Raw genomic sequence first — 18526 nt, 5'->3', positions numbered from 1 at the left:
AAACCGGTAATCTTCAGGTTATCGGTTTACTTAAACAAACAATGGCTACAAAAAAAATAATCATAATAGGTTCTGGGTTTTCATCACTTGCCGCATCATGTTATTTGGCAAAACAGGGATTTGATGTTACTGTTTTAGAAAAAAACAAAACCGTTGGTGGTCGTGCTAGACAACTAAAAAAAGACGGATTCACTTTTGATATGGGTCCAACATTTTATTGGATGCCTGATGTGTTTGAACAATTTTTTGGAGACTTTAATTCCTCAACAAAAAATTATTACAATCTAACAAAACTCAATCCTGCTTATAAAATTTACTACGGAAAAAATGACTCAATAAGCATCTCTGATAATTTTGAAAATATAAAAGACACCTTTGAAAATGTAGAAAAAGGAAGCGGTAAAAAACTTGAAAAATTTATATTTAAAGCTCAAAACAATTATAACATTGCGATTAAAAACCTAGTTTACAAGCCAGGACAGCATGTTTTTGAGATTATAAACTCTAAAACCATTTTAAAACTTCATGAGTTTATACTTACAATTAAAAAACAAGTATCTGGCTATGTTAAAAACAAGAAACTTCAAAAGATACTAGAGTTTCCTGTATTGTTTTTAGGAGCCAAACCTAGCAATACGCCTTCGTTTTATAATTTCATGAATTATGCCGACTTAAAACTTGGCACTTGGCATCCTGAAGGCGGTATGTATGAGGTTGTAAAAGGCATTACCACACTTGCTCAAAGTCTTGGTGTAAAAATTATTACTAATAGTGATGTAGAGAAAATTAAAATCACCAATAAAAGAGCCTCTGGAGTATTAACAAAAACTGGATTTTTTCCATGCGATATCGTATTAAGCGGTGCAGATTATCATCATACAGAAACATTACTTCCCCAAAAATTAAGACAATACTCTGAAACTTACTGGAACAAAAAAACCTTTGCGCCATCTGCATTAATGTTTTATGTTGGGTTTAATAAAAAACTAAAAAATGTATCACATCATACTTTATTTTTTGATACAGATTTTGAAACCCACGCCAAAACAATTTACAACACAAAAAAATGGCCCAAAAAGCCATTGTTCTATGCTAGTTTTCCAAGTATAACAGATAACAGTTCTGCTCCCACAGGAAAAGAAACAGGTATTTTTTTAATACCAATTGCTCCAGATATTGAAGATACACCAGCTATTAGAGAAACTTATTTTAATCAACTTATAGAGCGTGTTGAGAAAATTACTGGAGAATCTGTAAAAGCGGATATTCTTTTTAAAGAATCATACTGCGTTAGCAATTTTAAAGAAGATTACAACTCCTACAAAGGAAATGCTTACGGATTAGCAAATACACTTTCTCAAACGCATGTTTTAAGACCAAAACTAAAAAGCAAAAAAGTAGATAATCTTTACTTCTGTGGTCAGCTTACTGTTCCTGGCCCAGGTGTTCCTCCATCATTAATATCCGGAAAAATAGTAAGTGATTTAATAATAAAATATCATAAAAAATGAAACAGCTATTTGATACCTCAAGCTTAAAGTGCAGTAAAATAGTTACAAACACTTACAGCACATCATTTTCATTGGGCATAAAACTTTTTGCGCCATCAGTGAGACCGCATATATATGCTATTTATGGTTTTGTTAGATACGCTGACGAAATTGTAGACTCTTTCAACGCTTACAATCAGGAAGACTTATTCAAAGATTTTGTGAACGATTACAAAAAAGCTTTAGATAGAAAAATAAGTCTAAACCCAATTATAAACGCTTTTCAAGAAGTAGTTCATAATTACAATTTACATACATATGCAGATGATTTTCTCAAGCGTATGGAATCTGATTTATTTATAACAGATTATACAACTAGAGAGGCTTATGAAAACTACATATATGGATCTGCTGATGTGGTAGGATTAATGTGTTTACGTGTTTTTGTTAATAATGACGAAACAAAATTTAACGAGCTAAAACACGCTGCAAAACATCTTGGATCTGCTTTTCAAAAAATAAATTTTTTAAGAGACATTAAAGATGACATAGAACAATTAGGCCGCTCTTATTTTCCTAACTTATCTAACAAAACACTAAATAGCCTTACTAAAGAAGAAATAATCGCTGATATAAACACAGATTTGATTGAGGCTTATTCTGGCATAGTAAAACTACCATTAGAAAGCAGATTTGGAGTTTATATAGCTTACAGATATTATTTAAAACTTCTTAAAAAACTTAAAAAAGCTGATTCTGAAAAAATCCTAAAAGGACGCATTAGAGTTTCTAACACTTTAAAATTTTTAATTTTCACAAAGTCTTACATAAGATATAAGCTAAATGTTTTATAATACACACGCTCTAATAATATGGTAACTATTTTATTATACAGTATTGTAACTCTTGCTACATTTTTATTAATGGAAGCCATAACTTGGCTTACACACAAGTATATTATGCATGGCTTTTTATGGTATTTACATAAGGACCATCATCAACCAAAGTATCCGCATGTTTTTGAAAAAAATGATGCTTTCTTTATCATATTTGCAACTCCTAGTATTCTACTATTCTATTTTGGTGCTGTGCCTAGTTTAAACTTTTTGTTTTTTATTGGATTAGGTATTTTTTTCTACGGAGTTACTTATTTTTTAATCCACGATGTACTTATTCATCAGCGTTTTAAATGGTTTAAAAAAACAAAAAACAAATACCTTATAGGACTTCGAAAAGCTCACAAAGTACACCACAAACACCTTGGCAAAGAAAAAGGAGAATGTTTTGGATTACTATATGTCCCTAAAAAACATCATAAAAAATAGCGTATGAAAGCTTATACTTACTTATTGGTAGATTTAGCTTGTATCTCAATACCTCTAATTGCTAGTTTTTATAAAAAACATGCTTTTTACAAAGACTGGAAGCCATTTATTAAGGCCAACCTTATTATTGCGCTTTTATTTTTGATATGGGATGCGTTATTTGTTCAAAAAGGCATTTGGGGTTTCAACAACACGTACCTAACTGGCTTTTATATAACAAACCTTCCTATTGAAGAAATCCTATTCTTTATCTGCATTCCTTTTTCATGTGTCTTTACATATTTTTCTACAATATATTTAATAAAAAACAACCCGTTAAAAAACATACAGCGCTATATAACACTTATTGTTTTATTAATTTTGCTTTTTACTGCTATTATAAATTACAATAAACTCTATACCTCGGTTACTTTTTTTGTTACTAGCGCCTACTTAAGCATTCATCTATTAAAAAAAACAGACTTATCTTATCATTATCTAAGTTACATATTGGTGCTTCCTTTTTTCTTTATAAGCAACGGCATTTTAACAGGTAGTTTTATAGTGGCTCCTATTGTGTGGTACAATGATGCCGAAAACCTAGGAATACGCCTAGGAAACATTCCTATAGAAGATTCAATTTATGGTTTACTTTTGATAATAAGCAATATTGATTTATATCGTTATTTTAAACAAAAAAGTCATTCGTAAAATATTACAAATGACTTTTGTTTTTATATTAAAACCTACTTTACGTTAAGAAACTGCCTTTAGTTTTTTTAATGTGATTTTAGTTAATTTTTCTTCAGTATAAGCTTTAGTTACTTTAAGCTCTTTTTCTTTACTTCCTGGCAACTCAAACATAGCATCAGTAAGCACTTCTTCACACAATGAACGCAATCCTCTAGCCCCTAATTTGTATTCAATAGCTTTTTCAACAATATAGTCTAAAGCGCCATCTGTCATACTAAAAGCAATGTCATCCATTTCAAACAGTTTTTTATACTGTTTTATAATGGCGTTTTTAGGCTCTGTTAAGATAGCTCTCAATGTTTTAGCATCTAAAGGATCCATGTATGTTAGCACTGGAAGTCTTCCTATTATTTCTGGAATTAATCCAAAATCTTTTAAATCTTTTGGAATAATGTACTGCAATAAGTGCTCGTGGTCAACACGCTCATCAGACATTGATGCGCTATAACCAACAGCCTGCATATTAAGTCTTTTTGAAATAATTTTATCTATCCCATCAAAAGCTCCACCAGCAATAAATAAAATATTTTCTGTGTTAACTTCAATAAACTTTTGATCTGGATGTTTACGTCCTCCTTTAGGCGGCACGTTTACAGTTGTTCCTTCAAGAAGCTTGAGTAGAGCTTGCTGAACGCCTTCTCCAGATACGTCTCTAGTTATTGAAGGATTATCACTTTTACGAGCTATTTTATCAATCTCGTCAATAAAAACAATCCCTTTTTCTGCTTTTTCTAAATTGTAATCTGCTGCTTGTAATAAACGTGTTAAAATGCTTTCAACATCTTCTCCTACATAACCAGCTTCGGTTAACACAGTAGCATCTACAATAGCTAATGGCACATTAAGCATTTTTGCTACGGTTTTTGCCATTAAGGTTTTTCCTGTTCCGGTTTGTCCTACCATAACGATATTACTTTTTTGTATTTCAATATCGTCATCAGAAGGTGTTTGTAATAATCGCTTGTAATGGTTGTAAACAGCCACAGACATTACTTTTTTTGTCATTTCTTGACCAATAATATACTCATCAAGAAATGTTTTTATTTGCTGTGGTTTACGCAACATAAGCTCGGCAGACAAGTCGGTATTATCACTTTGTTTTGACTCTTCTAAAACAATACCATGTGCTTGTTCTATACATCTGTCACAAATGTGTGCATCTAGCCCAGCGATTAATAAGTTTGTTTCGGGTTTTTTTCTACCACAAAACGAGCATTCTAAATCTTCCTTTGCCATAAATCAGTTTTCTTTTCTTTTTTTAGAATTATTCACGAACTAAAATCTCGTCAATCATTCCATATTCTTTTGCTTTATCAGCTTTCATCCAGTAGTCACGGTCACTATCTGCGTATACTTTGTCGTAATCCTGACCTGAATGTTTACTAATAATGTTATAAAGCTCTTCTTTTAATGTTAATATTTCTCGTGCTGTAATTTCAATATCACTAGCTTGACCTTGCGCTCCTCCTAATGGTTGGTGAATCATAACACGTGAGTGAGATAAACCGCTTCGTTTTCCTTTTTCTCCAGCACATAATAATACAGCACCCATTGATGCTGCCATTCCTGTGCAAATAGTTGCTACATCTGGTTTTATAAACTGCATCGTATCATAAATTCCTAAACCAGCATAAACACTACCTCCTGGTGAATTGATATATATTTGAATGTCTTTAGATGCATCTGTACTTTCTAAAAACAATAATTGTGCTTGTATAATATTTGCTACTTGATCGTTAATGGCTGTTCCCATAAAGATAATACGATCCATCATTAAACGAGAAAACACATCAAAAATAGCGATGTTCATTTGGCGTTCTTCAATAATATTTGGAGTGAGGTTTGTTGGATACATACTACTCATTATTTTATTGTAATACGTACTACTAATCCCTTGATCTTTTATAGCGAATTTCTCAAATTCTTTTGCGTAATCCATAGTTTGTCGTGATTGTTTTAATGAAATAAAAAGGCGTTAAAATATAAAATTTCAACGCCTAAATATAAGGATTTATTCTTTAAAAGTTTGTTAACTTATTTATCGCCGTAAACTTCTTTTATAAAGTCATCGTAAGTAACTTCTTTTGCTTTAAGGTTTGCTTTTTCTTTGTAGATATCAAGCAATCTTTGACTGATAATTTGTTCTGATATACGACGTGCTTCATCTTGATTTGATAAAACTCTAGCTGCAATATCTTCTAATTCTTTATCTGAAGGATTCATTTGACCAAATTGAGCCATTTGCGCTTTTATCATTTGCTTGGCATGGTCTTTAATATCATCCATAGTTACCTTAATGTCGTTTTCTACGATAAGTTTACTTTCAATTAATTGGTAACGTAAGCTTTTTTCAGATTTTTCGTACTCTTCTTTTGCTTGCTCTTCTGTTAATTCTTTTTCGCCTGCAGTTTGCATCCATTTTGTTAAAAACTCTGATGGTAAATCAAATTTAGTATTGTCTACTAAATATTCAGTTACATCATTTAATAACTTTTGGTCTGCTTGTTGCTTAAATTGTTTTTCAGCGTCTTCTTTTATTTTTTCTTTTAATTCTGTAACACTTTTTACAACGTCTTTACCAAATAATTTATCAAATAATTCTTGATCTAAATCTGCTAATTCACGTTCGTTAATTTCTGTTACAGTAAAAGTTACTTCAATGTCTAAGCCATGAACATCGTCATGTGTTAATTTAAGAGCGTGCATTAATTCATGCTCATCATCATAAAGTCCTTTTGTTTTAAGTTTGATAACATCACCTACTTTTGCTCCTACAAATTTCTTTTCGGTTGCTTTTCCTTTAAATTTATCTAAAGTTAAGGTTACGGTGTTTTCAATCTCTTTTTCTTCGTTTTTAAAAGTACCTGTTACTTCGCTATCTTTTGCTATTTCGTCTTGAGAGATTAATTTCCCGTATTGTTTTTGAATGTTTTCAATTTGATCATCAATCATTTTATCTCCAGCTACAATTGTATAACTAGTGATAGCTTTTTTAGATTTTAATTCTACATCAAATTCTGGTGATAATCCTAATTCAAATTCAAATGATAGTTTGTCAGAATCCCAATCTAAATCATCTTGAGGCTTTGGTAGCGGATGCCCTAAAACGTCAAGTTTCTCTTCTGTTAAATATTTGTTTAATGCATCTTGAAGTAATTTGTTTACTTCATCAACCAACACAGCTTTTCCGTATTGTTTTTTCACCATTCCCATTGGCACGTGTCCTTTTCTAAATCCTGGAATGTTTGCTGTTTTACGGTAATCTGATAAGATTTTTTCTACTTTATCGCTATAATCTTCTTTAGCAATATCAACCTTTACCACAGCATTTAATGCGTCAATGTTTTCTCTTGTAATATTCATCGTGTTATGACATAAGCCCAAAGGGCATTTTTAAAACTATTATTTAATTAAAAAGGGTTGCAAAAGTATAACTTTTTTACAACCCTACAAAGTTTTTAACAGCTTGTGTTTCAGTCTATTTTTTATCGTCTTTTAAAAGTGAATATAAAATAGATTGCATCAGTGATAGTAGTAAGCTAAATAGCAAGGCTGTCCAGAAGCCACTTACGCCAAACCCATCTATAAATTTATCTGCCAATAAAATGATACATGCATTGATAACTAGCAAAAACAATCCTAATGTTACAATGGTAATTGGCAATGTAAGTATTACCAAAATAGGTTTTACTATAGCGTTAAGCAGTCCTAAAACTATGGCTACAATGATTGCTGAACCAAAACCTTCAACAGCAGCTCCTGGCAAAAGTTTTGCTAAAATAACAACTGCTACAGCTGTTAATAATACTCTAATAATAAGGTTCATAAAAATTGGTTTTTTAGTCTCTTTTCATAAAGATACAAAAAACCTATGATGCTTTTACAAACGCTATTACAGCATTATAAAAATCTTCAGGATTTTCAGCATGTAACCAGTGACCTGCATTGCTTATAGTTACTATTTGCGCTTCAGGGAAATGATTTTTTATAAGTGTTTCGTCCTGTTGTGCTATGTACTCACTTTTATCGCCTCTTAAAAAAAGTGTAGCTCCGTCAAACTTGGCATGCATAGGTAATGCTTCACCTACTTCTCCTACATGTTTTTTTAGCGCATCTAAATTCATGCGTAAAGCAAGTGTCCCTTTTTCTACCCAATACAGGTTTTTTAGTAAAAATTGACGTGTTCCAAAATCTGATACGTAACGAGATAATTGTTCATCGGCTTCGCTACGACTTTTTAGCTCTGAAAAGTTTAAACTGCTTAACCCTTCTAGTATGGTATCATGATGTATTGGGTAATATCTAGGTGAAATATCGGCAACCAACAATTTAGAAACCAATTCAGGGTAAGTTGAAGCAAAAAGCATTGCTGTTTTGCCTCCCATAGAATGCCCTAGAAGTACAATGTTTTTAAGTTGGAACTTATCACAATATTGTTTTAAATCTTCAACAAGAAGTTCATAATCAAAAGCATCAGAATGAAAACTTTTTCCGTGGTTACGTTGATCAATCATATGAACCTCAAAACCTGTTTCACTAAATTTTTTTCCTAATGTTTTCCAGTTATCCCCCATACCTAAAAAACCATGAAGTATGATAAACGGCGTGCCTTCTCCTAATACATTTGCATGTAAATCCATAATGTTATTTTAGTTTTCGTAAATACATTTGAACAACGTTTTCTATTCCTAAATATAAGCTCTCAGAAATAAGTGCATGACCAATAGACACTTCTAATAAGCCAGGAATGTGCTGTTTAAAAAACTGAATATTATCTAACGATAAATCATGTCCTGCATTTACACCCAAGCCAAGCTCATTGGCCAACTCAGCACATGCCGCATAAGGCTTTATAGCTTCATGATTACCTAAACTATATTGATGTGCAAAAGCTTCTGTATACAATTCTATTCTATCTGTTCCGGTTTCTTTAGCGCCTTCTATTTGTTTTAAATCTGGATCTACAAAAACGGATGTTCTAATTCCATTTTGTTTAAACTCCTGAATCATTTCAACTAAAAAATCCTTATGCTTAATGGTATCCCAACCTGCGTTACTAGTTATAGCATCTACAGCATCAGGCACCAAAGTTACCTGCGTAGGCTTTATCTCTAAAACCATATTGGTGAATTTTTCTATTGGATTACCTTCTATATTATATTCGGTATATACTTCAGACTTTAAATCATAGGCATCTTGGTAACGAATATGTCTTTCATCTGGTCTTGGATGAATAGTAACACCTTCTGCTCCAAATTTCTGAACATCTTTAGCAAATTGCACAACATTGGGCATATCGCCTCCACGAGAATTTCTTAAAGTTGCTATCTTATTAATATTTACACTTAACTTTGTCATAAGTTTTATTTTAAGAATACAAAAATACAAACTCAATCACGCTTATTGTAGCATTTTTTAATTAATTTGCAGGAACAACAAAAACACATTTATGAATCTTTCAGACTACATAATAAACGACATAAAGCCTATTTTAATAACAGACAAAATAAGTGATATGCAGTTGTTATTTAATCAATTGACATACTCTCATATTCCTGTTAAGAATGAAGACAATGTGTATTTGGGTTGTTTATCAGAAACTGATGTACATTGTTTTACTAGTAATAAAATCATTTCTGAATGTCATCATGCAATAGAGGGCTTTTTTGTAAGAGACAATACGTTATGGCTTGATGTTCTAGAAGCATTTGCTCAAAACTCAACAAACATTATGCCTGTGCTTGATAGTCGCAACACCTATTTGGGTTACTACGAGTTAAATGATGTTATAAACCTTTTTAATGAAACACCTTTCTTTTCTGAAGCAGGCGCTATACTTATTGTTGAAAAAGGATTTAACGATTACTCCTTTAGTGAAATAAGCCAGATTGTAGAATCTAACGACGGAAAGCTGCTAGGCGCTTTTATTTCAAAAATTGAAAATGACGTTGCTCAAATTACTTTAAAAATTGGTAATACAAGCCTAAATGATGTTGCACAAACATTTAGACGTTATAGTTATAATATTATTTCTGGTCATGAAGAAGACAACTACATACAAAGCCTAAAAGATCGTTCTGAATATTTAGACAAATACTTAAACATTTAGCGTAATGAAAATAGCCATTTTCGGACAATTCTATCATATTAACGCTGAAGAAGCGGTTAAAATTCTTTTTGATTATTTAAACAAGCATCACCTAAAAGCATTTATAGAGGAAAACTTTTTTAACATAATAAACAGCCAGTTAAAGACGCAAAAAAACTACGACAGTTTTAATACGTTTACCAATCTTGATAAAAGCTTTGATTTGCTTATTAGTATTGGTGGAGACGGAACTATACTTAGAGCCATTACATTGGTAAAGGATCTAGGTATCCCTATAGTAGGTATAAACACTGGTCGTTTAGGATTTTTAGCAACGATTCAAAACGATTATATTACCACAGCTATAGACCATATTTTAAAAGGCAACTATAAAATATCTGAACGCAGTTTATTAGAAATTAAAACCACACCCGAAAACCCTGATTTAGTTGACATCAATTTTGCTCTAAACGAAATTGCTGTAAGTCGAAAAAACACAACATCTATGATTACTGTAGAAACACAGCTTAATAATGAATACCTTACTTCTTACTGGAGTGATGGCCTAATAGTTGCCACACCTACAGGCTCTACAGGATATTCCTTAAGTTGTGGCGGTCCAGTTATAACACCAGACACAAACAGCTTTGTATTAACACCTATCGCGCCACACAACTTAAGCGCACGACCGTTAATTATTCCTGATGCAACTGAAATTCAACTTAAAGTAAGTGGCCGTGAAGAAAATCATTTAGTATCACTAGATTCTAGAATTGCAACATTGAGTAACGAAACCCTTATCACAATAAAAAAAGCACCTTTTAAAATCAAAATGATTGAATTGTTAGATGAAAGTTTTCTAGATACATTAAGAAAAAAGCTACTTTGGGGTGAAGACCGACGTAATTAAGCAATAAATTTTAATAAAAGCTGTTTTATCCTAATACAATTTGATTCAAATTGTTATAGGCTAATCTTATTTATTATATTTGCAAACTTTTGAACATTTATGAGGTATTTAACCACAATAGTAATTATCATATTAACAAGCCAATTAAGCTACTCTCAAACCCATGAACTAGGTGTGTTTTTGGGAGCAAGTAATTTTATTGGAGACGTTGGATCAACAAGTCATATTGCTCCTAACAGTCCAGCTTTTGGAGGTATTTATAAGTGGAACAGGAGCCCAAGACACGCATTTCGTTTTTCTTTAATATATTCAGAACTAGAAGGAAAAGATTCTGAATCTGATGACCCTAGACGTATAGAACGAGACTATAGTTTTAAAAACCAAATTATTGAAGCATCATTAGGTATAGAATTTACATTTTTAGATTATGACTTACATGATGAGCGCCCAAAAACAACACCTTATTTATTTACTGGTATTACTGCTGCTTATCATGACAACTTCTTTTTCTCAAAAAACAGAGGTTTAATTTCTGAAGACACTTCTAGTATTGCATTTGGTATCCCGATGGTTTTAGGTATAAAAACCAGTATTCTTGGCAACTTTATTTTAGCTGCTGAAATTGGTGCCCGTTACACATTTTCTGACGAAATAGATGGTAGCGTTCCTGATTATGACAATGAAGCTCCTGCAGCTTTTGGAAACACAAATAATAATGATTGGTATGTTTTTACTGGAGTAACCTTAACATATACCTTTGGTAAAAAACCATGCTTTTGCTCTTTTTAATGTGGATTTAAAAAAACAAATACATACAAACGCCTTACCCAAACACATTGCCATTATTATGGATGGTAATGGACGCTGGGCTAAACAAAAAGGTATGCTACGAGCTTTTGGTCATGAAAATGGCACCAAAGCGGTAAGGCAAGTTGTAGAAGGATGTGCTGAACTTGGCGTTGAAAACCTAACGCTTTATGCGTTTTCAACAGAAAACTGGAACAGACCTAAAATTGAAGTACAAACACTTATGAAACTTCTTGTTTCTTCCTTAAAAAAAGAAATAAGTACACTTCAAAAAAACAATATAAAACTAGCAACCATAGGCAATTCCGAAGCTCTTCCTGAAAAGGTTTATAAAGAGTTACAAGATGTTATTGAAAAAACAAAAGATAACAATAGGATGTGCCTAACATTAGCTTTAAGCTATGGCTCTAGAGAAGAAATATTAAATACAGTTAAAAAAATAAGCCTTAAAGTTAAAAATAATATAATTTCGCCTGAAAAAATTGATGAATCGGTTATAAATAAGCATCTTTACACGCAAAATTTACCAGACGTAGATTTACTTATTAGAACCAGCGGCGAACAACGTATAAGTAATTTCCTACTATGGCAAATTGCTTATGCTGAATTATATTTTACAAATGTGCTTTGGCCTGATTTTACAAAGCACCATTTGTATGAGGCCATTATTGACTATCAAAAAAGAGAACGAAGATTTGGGAAAACAAGTGAACAAATTAACTAAACAACTACCTTTGAAAACATATTTAAGTTTAACACTTACCTTATTACTTATAGTAGTTTGCCATAATACCAATGCGCAAGAATTAAATTACAATGATGGCAAAACATATACCATTGGAGACATTACTGTTTCTGGTGACACCCATTTTAGTGCACAAACAATAGTGACCTATTCTGGCTTAAGAAAAGGCGAAGAAATTCTTATCCCAGGTGAAGAAATTAGCAAAGCCATTAAAAAACTTTGGGACTCTAATTTATTTAATGACATCAATATATACCTATTAAAAACTGAAGGCAATGTTGCCTATCTTGAAATAAGACTCTCTGATTTACCTGAATTAAATGAGCTTAAAATCAATGGAATTAAGAAGTCTAAAAAAGAGAAAATTATAGAAGAAAACAAATTAGAAAAAGGTGTTAAGGTAACCGAAAACCTAATTACAACAACAAAAAATTACCTAATAAACAAATATAAAAAGGACGGCTTTTACAATGCAAAAGTTTACATAAATACCATAGAAGTAAATGACTCTATAGAGAAATCAAGAGTTAATATGGTTTTAAACATTGACAAAGGGAAAAAGGTAAAAATAAAAGACATTATCATTACGGGCAATGATTCTATAAAATCAAGAAAGCTACGTAGAGCGATGAAAAACACAAAACAAAAAAGCATCAAAAACCTTTTTAAACGCTCTAAATATATAGAAGCTGATTACAAAGATGACCTAACAAACCTTGTAGATAAATATAAAGAGAACGGATACAGAGACGCACGTATAATTTCAGACACGCTTATCGTAAACGACAAAAAAAATGTCACATTAAAGATTGATGTAGAAGAAGGTACTAAATACAAATTTGGTGATATTAAGTTCATAGGTAACACAGTTTACAGCGACAAAGTATTAAGCAGTATATTACGCATTGAAAAAGGTGACACATATAACGGTGTACTGCTAGACAGACGTATTGCAGACAATACTAAACCTGATGCTGATGATATAACCAACCTATATCAAAACAGCGGTTATTTATTCTCAACCATAAACCCTGTTGAAGTTAATGCTGAAGGAAATGTCATAGACATGGAAATAAGAATTTCTGAAGGTAAACCTGTATATTTTAACAACATTTCTGTAACAGGAAATGATGTTACAAATGATAATGTTATATACCGAGAATTATACACAAGACCAGGGCAGTTATATAGTAAGTCTAATGTGGTAAGAACCATAAGACAGTTAAGTCAATTAGGCTTTTTTGATACAGAAAAAATAGCAACCAATTTCAAAAACCCAAATCCAAACGAAGGTACAATTGATTTGGAATATGGCCTTGAAGAAACTGGTTCTAGTCAAGTTGAATTACAAGGAGGCTACGGTGGTGGTGGCTTTATTGGAACTCTAGGATTATCGTTTAATAACTTTTCGTTAAAAAACATATTTAATCCTGATGCATACCACCCAGTACCACGAGGTGACGGACAAAAATTAGCGCTTCGTTTACAAGCTAGCCGTTTTTACCAGACCTATAGTTTTTCTTTTACAGAGCCTTGGCTAGGAGGAAAAAAACCTGTTCAATTCTCAACATCATTATCACACTCAAGACAGTTTTTATATAACTCTTACACTGGTGAAGCTGATAAAGACAAGCGTTTCAATATTACAGGTATTACATTAGGTCTAGCAAAACGACTTACCATTCCTGATGATTACTTTACGTTATCACAAGCTATAAGTTACCAACATTATGACTTAAAAAACTACAACACTGGTTTATTTACATTTGGTGATGGTTACTCTAACAATTTAGCATACACAATAGGTATCAGTAGAGATAATAGAGGGAATGATCCTGTATTCCCACAAAGAGGATCGTTATTTAGCTTAACAGCAAAACTTTCTGTGCCTTACTCATTGTTTAACAACGTTGATTATGAAGCGTTAAAAAACGAACGTGATGAAAAACAAGCTGTCGTAAATGATGCTAATGAAACGACAACTGTAAGAAATAGTGCTGCAGACCGTATTGCCGAAATAGATCAAGAACGCTTTAAATGGTTAGAGTTTTACAAAATAAAATTTAAAGCAGAATGGTATACAGAACTTGCTAAAAAGCTTGTTTTAAGACCTAGTTTAGAGTTTGGATTTTTAGGAGCCTACAATCAAGATCGTGGTGTAATTCCTTTTGAAAGATTCTTTCTTGGTGGAGATGGTTTAGGAGGTTATAACCTAGATGGTAGAGAAACTATTGCTTTACGTGGTTATGAAAACCAAAGTTTACAACCAGCAGACGAGAATGGATTTTCTACACAAGACGGTGGTACCATCTATAATAAATTCTCTTTAGAGCTTCGTTACCCTATCACATTAAAAGCATCAGCAAAAATTTATGTTCTAGGCTTTTTAGAAGGTGGAGTTTCATATAATGATTTTCATGACTACAACCCATTTGATTTAAAACGTTCAGCTGGATTAGGTTTACGTATTTTTATGCCTGCTTTTGGTTTATTAGGAATAGATTTTGGTCATGGATTTGACCCTGCAACAGGACAAACAAGCAAGAGTGGTTGGCAAACACACTTTATAATTGGACAACAATTTTAATTTTGGCACGATATTTTCTATAAACAAATTGATTATTTTAAACCCTGAATTAAAATTTTTAAAATTAAAATTCGTTAATTTTGAAAACATTAATTCAAAAAAGGGACAGAATAATAATCATCTGTCATTTTTTTAAGAATTTATTATGCTATTAAATTATAAACATGAAACAGATGAGATTTAAAGTTCTTTTTTTAGTGATCGCAGTATTTATGATAAGCTTATCTAGCTTCTCACAACGAGGTGTTAGAATAGGTTACATAGATACAGAATACATACTTGAGAACGTTCCAGAATATCAAGAAGCTACATCGCAGCTAGAATCTAAAGTGCAAAAATGGAAAACCGAAATTGAAACCCAATTAAGTGGTATCGAACAAAAGCGCAAAGATTTAAGCAACGAAAAAGCCTTATTAACAAAAGAACTGATTGAAGAGCGTGAAGAGGACATTGCTTTTGAAGAAAAAGAAATATTAGATTATCAACAAAAACGATTTGGGCCTAATGGCGATTTAATAATTCAAAAAAAGCAATTAATACAACCTATACAAGATCAAATTTTTGCTGCAGTTCAAGATATCGCTGCAAAAAGAAAATACGATTTTGTGTTTGACAAATCAGCAGATGTTGTAATGCTTTACTCGGCAGATCGTTTTGACTTCAGCGAAGAAGTTATTAGATCTATAACTAGAAGTGCAAAACGTAAACAAGCACAAACCAGAGCCGAGCGCCGAATGGCAGAACAAGAAAGTGTTGTTCCTGAAGTAAACAAAGAGCTAGAAGCAAGAGAAAAAGAAGCTAGTAATCGTAGAGACAGTATTATGGATGCTAGAGAAGCTAGAAAACTTGAAATTCAAAGAAGACGTGACAGTATTATTCAAGCTCGTGCTAAAGCAAGACAAGACAAACTAGATGCTAGAAACCAAACCAGCAACGATGACACGGCATCTGAAGAAGAAACTGTAGAAGAAAACAAAACAAGCGACCAAAATCAAGAACCAAAAACAAGAGAAGAAATTCTTGAAGAACGACGCCAAAAAAAATTAGCTGATAGAGAACGTAGAAAATTAGAATTAGAAGAACGTAAACGACAAATACTAGAAGAGCGTGCAAAGGCTAAAGAAGAAAGAGAAAGTAATAATAATGAACAGTCTGACGAAGACGAAGACAATTAACAATAAATAACTTAAACACACATTAATACTTAATTAAAATTAAAATGAAACAATTTAGAACCCTTTTATTTGCAGCAGTACTATTTTTAGGAGCAACAAGTTTTATGCAGGCTCAAAGTAAAGTTGCTCATATCAATACGCAAGAATTAATTCAAGCGATGCCAGAATGGAAAACCGCTCAAGGTGAAATGGATAAATTAGGTAAAACCTATGAAGCTGATATTAAAGAAATGGTAACTACATATCAGAATAAAATGAAGCAATACGAATCTGAAGCTTCAACAAAAACTGATGAAGAAAACCAAAAACGTTTAGTTGAAGTACAAACTATGCAACAAAACATTCAGCAATACCAAGGTACTGCACAACAAGAAATGCAAAAGAAAGAAGTTGAATTACTAAAGCCTATTACTGAAAAAGCTAAAGCAGCTATATTAAAAGTAGCTAAAGCACAAGGTTACCAATACGTGCTTGACTCTACTCAAGGTGGTGGCGTTATTATGGCTGATGGTAAAAACTTACTTGAAGATGTAAAAAAAGAATTAGGATTTTAATTTAAACCCTAATAAAAATCTAAAAAAAGCCACTTTACATAAGTGGCTTTTTTATTTTTGTAATATGAGTAAACAACCTATTGGTGTTTTTGATTCTGGTGTTGGCGGCACTTCCATCTGGAAAGAGCTTAACTTACTATTACCTAATGAGAGTACAATCTATTTAGCCGATAGTAAAAATGCACCTTACGGCAACAAGTCTAAACAAGATATTATAGACTTAAGCATAAAAAACACCGAACTACTTATCAAAAAAGGTTGTAAAATTATTGTTGTAGCCTGTAACACGGCAACAACAAACGCCATAAAAATACTACGAGACAAATATGACATCCCATTTATAGGTATTGAACCTGCTATTAAGCCTGCTGCTTTAAACACAAAAACAAAAGCCGTTGGTATTTTAGCCACAAAAGGAACGCTATCTAGTGAACTGTTTCATAAAACATCAGATTTATATAGTAACGGGATAAAAGTTATAGAACAAGTCGGTGAAGGCCTTGTACCACTTATTGAACAAGGACAAATAGGTAGCGAAGAAATAAAAACACTTTTAAAAAAATACTTAAAACCTATGATTGATGCTGAAATTGATTATTTGGTTTTAGGATGTACACATTACCCCTATCTGATTCCTGAATTGCTCAAACTACTCCCTAAACATGTAAAAATTATAGACTCTGGTGAAGCTGTTGCAAGACAAACCAAAGCTATTTTAGAAAAAGAACACCTTTTAAACCAGCTTCCTATTACTGCAAAACACACATTTTACAGTAATGCTCATCCGGATGTTATGACAACACTATTAGGAAATAAAAATAAGGCTGAATATCTAGATTTTTAGTTCTCTATTTAAACCAACTAGAATACTTCACATAGTTATTAGCAATACGGTCAATCTCTCCAGAAATTAATTCCTTACTTATATCCTTGACTTTTTTTGCTGGAACACCCGCATAAATGCTTCCTGCTTCTACTCTAGTGTTTTGTGTAACAACTGCTCCTGCCGCAATAATACTATTACTTTCAATAACACAATCGTCCATAACAATGCTTCCCATACCAATGAGCACATTATCATGAATAGTACAACCATGTACAATGGCGTTATGACCAATAGATACATTATTACCTATAGTTGTTGGTGACTTTTGATACGTTGCATGAATTACAGCGCCATCTTGTACGTTTACTTTATTACCCATTTTTATAAAATGAACATCGCCTCGTATAACAGCATTGAACCAAACGCTACATGTATTTCCCATAATCACTTCTCCTACAATAGTGGCATTTTCTGCGATGTAGCAATCGTCTGGTATTTGTGGTTGTTTTCCTTTTACTGGTTTTATGATTGGCATTTGTATTATTTTTTATTTAAAGTAAGACAATAAATTAGACTTTTTTGAAGCAGATACTAGTATTTCTTTTCCGTTACTTAAAACAACACTACCGCCTTTTCCTTTAACATACTTTACAACTTCATTGATATTTACTAAATATGATTTATGTACTCTTACAAAACTATCGTTGCTTAAAGTATCTTCAAAATGTTTTAATGTTTTACTTACTACTTTTTTCTTATTGGTAGTAAGATATATTTCTGTATAGTTATCATCAGCTTTACAAAATAGAATGTCGGCTGTATTAATAATCTCAAAACCATCTTGCTGCGGTATAGTTACCTTCCCATTTATCTGTGTTGTTTTTGGCACTAACACCTGATCTTGCAAAGCTTGTTCTTTGGTTTTTATTTCTGTTACATAATCAACGGCTTTTATAAGCTCATCTATGGAAATAGGTTTCATTAAATAATACGAAGCGTGTGCGTTTAGCGCATCTATTGCATAATGATTATAAGCGGTCACAAAAATGGTTTCAAAAGCTACATCACCTACCTTATCCAATAGATCAAAAGCATTTCCGTAAGGCATTTCTACATCTAGAAAAACAACATCCAAGTCATGATTTCTAATAAGTACCAAACCTTCTTCAATATTTTCAGCTTCTCCAATAACATTTACATTGGGGCAATATTTTTTAAGATAATTTCTTAAAATATCTCTACTTGCAGCTTCATCTTCTACTATTATAGCGTTTAGTTTCATAAGTT

At 32.2% G+C, this 18526-nt stretch carries 20 protein-coding genes; 12 read left to right on the top strand and 8 right to left on the bottom strand.

What is annotated here, in order from left to right; translation table 11 throughout:
* The first annotated feature begins 41 nt into the window (after window positions 1-41).
* From ABD690_RS05195 to ABD690_RS05180, 4 genes are read left to right on the top strand one after another with little or no spacing between them, the layout of a single operon-like run.
* Window positions 42-1511 carry a phytoene desaturase family protein gene (locus ABD690_RS05195; protein ID WP_344727926.1) on the top strand — a complete coding sequence of 490 codons (1470 nt, stop codon included), beginning with the start codon at window positions 42-44 and terminating at the stop codon, window positions 1509-1511.
* Entirely contained in the window at window positions 1508-2344 is an 837-nt protein-coding gene (locus ABD690_RS05190) for a phytoene/squalene synthase family protein (protein WP_344727924.1), read from the top strand. The genes ABD690_RS05195 and ABD690_RS05190 overlap by 4 nt, the downstream gene beginning before the upstream one ends.
* Before the next feature lie 18 nt (window positions 2345-2362).
* Window positions 2363-2815: a sterol desaturase family protein gene (locus ABD690_RS05185; RefSeq protein ID WP_344727921.1), complete on the top strand. Its 453-nt coding sequence runs from the start codon at window positions 2363-2365 to the stop codon at window positions 2813-2815.
* Window positions 2816-2818: 3 nt separating this feature from the next.
* Window positions 2819-3505, top strand: a complete 687-nt coding sequence (locus ABD690_RS05180) for a lycopene cyclase domain-containing protein (protein ID WP_344727919.1) — start codon at window positions 2819-2821, stop codon at window positions 3503-3505.
* 45 nt (window positions 3506-3550) lie between these two features.
* Here the strand turns inward: ABD690_RS05180 and clpX are convergent, their stop codons facing one another.
* From clpX to ABD690_RS05150, 6 genes are all read right to left on the bottom strand, one after another.
* Entirely contained in the window at window positions 3551-4783 is a 1233-nt protein-coding gene (clpX, locus tag ABD690_RS05175; protein WP_344727915.1) for an ATP-dependent Clp protease ATP-binding subunit ClpX, read from the bottom strand.
* Window positions 4784-4811: 28 nt separating this feature from the next.
* Window positions 4812-5486 (bottom strand): ATP-dependent Clp endopeptidase proteolytic subunit ClpP, encoded by a 675-nt coding sequence (clpP, locus tag ABD690_RS05170; protein ID WP_344727912.1) that lies wholly within the window; start codon window positions 5484-5486, stop codon window positions 4812-4814.
* 95 nt (window positions 5487-5581) lie between these two features.
* Window positions 5582-6910, bottom strand: a complete 1329-nt coding sequence (tig, locus tag ABD690_RS05165; protein ID WP_344727909.1) for a trigger factor — start codon at window positions 6908-6910, stop codon at window positions 5582-5584.
* Between the two features lie 115 nt (window positions 6911-7025).
* On the bottom strand, window positions 7026-7373 hold the full coding sequence (locus ABD690_RS05160) for a phage holin family protein (protein WP_344727907.1): 348 nt from the start codon (window positions 7371-7373) through the stop codon (window positions 7026-7028).
* 43 nt (window positions 7374-7416) lie between these two features.
* Complete coding sequence (locus tag ABD690_RS05155) at window positions 7417-8187, bottom strand: alpha/beta fold hydrolase (RefSeq protein ID WP_344727905.1); 771 nt, start codon at window positions 8185-8187, stop codon at window positions 7417-7419.
* Window positions 8188-8191: 4 nt separating this feature from the next.
* Window positions 8192-8905: a pyridoxine 5'-phosphate synthase gene (locus ABD690_RS05150; protein ID WP_344727901.1), complete on the bottom strand. Its 714-nt coding sequence runs from the start codon at window positions 8903-8905 to the stop codon at window positions 8192-8194.
* 91 nt (window positions 8906-8996) lie between these two features.
* On the opposite strand from ABD690_RS05150, the gene ABD690_RS05145 reads away from it, so the two are divergent.
* From ABD690_RS05145 to murI, 8 genes are all read left to right on the top strand, one after another.
* A complete protein-coding gene (locus ABD690_RS05145; protein WP_344727898.1) occupies window positions 8997-9656 on the top strand; it encodes a CBS domain-containing protein in 660 nt (219 codons plus the stop codon).
* 4 nt (window positions 9657-9660) lie between these two features.
* A complete protein-coding gene (locus ABD690_RS05140) occupies window positions 9661-10545 on the top strand; it encodes an NAD kinase (RefSeq protein ID WP_344727896.1) in 885 nt (294 codons plus the stop codon).
* A 99-nt stretch (window positions 10546-10644) separates the two neighbouring features.
* Entirely contained in the window at window positions 10645-11334 is a 690-nt protein-coding gene (porG, locus tag ABD690_RS05135) for a type IX secretion system protein PorG (protein WP_344727892.1), read from the top strand.
* A 58-nt stretch (window positions 11335-11392) separates the two neighbouring features.
* Window positions 11393-12076, top strand: coding sequence for an undecaprenyl pyrophosphate synthase (uppS, locus tag ABD690_RS05130; RefSeq protein WP_418513040.1), 684 nt, complete (start codon window positions 11393-11395; stop codon window positions 12074-12076).
* On the top strand, window positions 12009-14684 hold the full coding sequence (gene bamA / locus ABD690_RS05125; protein WP_344727885.1) for an outer membrane protein assembly factor BamA: 2676 nt from the start codon (window positions 12009-12011) through the stop codon (window positions 14682-14684). The genes uppS and bamA overlap by 68 nt, the downstream gene beginning before the upstream one ends.
* Window positions 14685-14857: 173 nt before the next feature.
* Window positions 14858-15859 (top strand): OmpH family outer membrane protein, encoded by a 1002-nt coding sequence (locus ABD690_RS05120; protein ID WP_344727881.1) that lies wholly within the window; start codon window positions 14858-14860, stop codon window positions 15857-15859.
* A gap of 44 nt (window positions 15860-15903) precedes the next feature.
* Complete coding sequence (locus tag ABD690_RS05115; protein ID WP_344727879.1) at window positions 15904-16413, top strand: OmpH/Skp family outer membrane protein; 510 nt, start codon at window positions 15904-15906, stop codon at window positions 16411-16413.
* Between the two features lie 64 nt (window positions 16414-16477).
* Window positions 16478-17257, top strand: a complete 780-nt coding sequence (gene murI / locus ABD690_RS05110) for a glutamate racemase (protein ID WP_344727877.1) — start codon at window positions 16478-16480, stop codon at window positions 17255-17257.
* Window positions 17258-17261: 4 nt separating this feature from the next.
* Here murI and ABD690_RS05105 read toward each other — a convergent pair whose 3' ends face one another.
* Window positions 17262-17774, bottom strand: coding sequence for a gamma carbonic anhydrase family protein (locus ABD690_RS05105; RefSeq protein ID WP_344727875.1), 513 nt, complete (start codon window positions 17772-17774; stop codon window positions 17262-17264).
* Window positions 17775-17786: 12 nt separating this feature from the next.
* Complete coding sequence (locus ABD690_RS05100) at window positions 17787-18521, bottom strand: LytR/AlgR family response regulator transcription factor (protein ID WP_344727873.1); 735 nt, start codon at window positions 18519-18521, stop codon at window positions 17787-17789.
* Window positions 18522-18526 lie beyond the last annotated feature (5 nt).

Source organism: Corallibacter vietnamensis, from assembly GCF_039537875.1.
In the GTDB taxonomy this organism is placed as follows: domain Bacteria; phylum Bacteroidota; class Bacteroidia; order Flavobacteriales; family Flavobacteriaceae; genus Corallibacter; species Corallibacter vietnamensis.
This window is presented reverse-complemented; position numbering and strand designations above follow the sequence as displayed.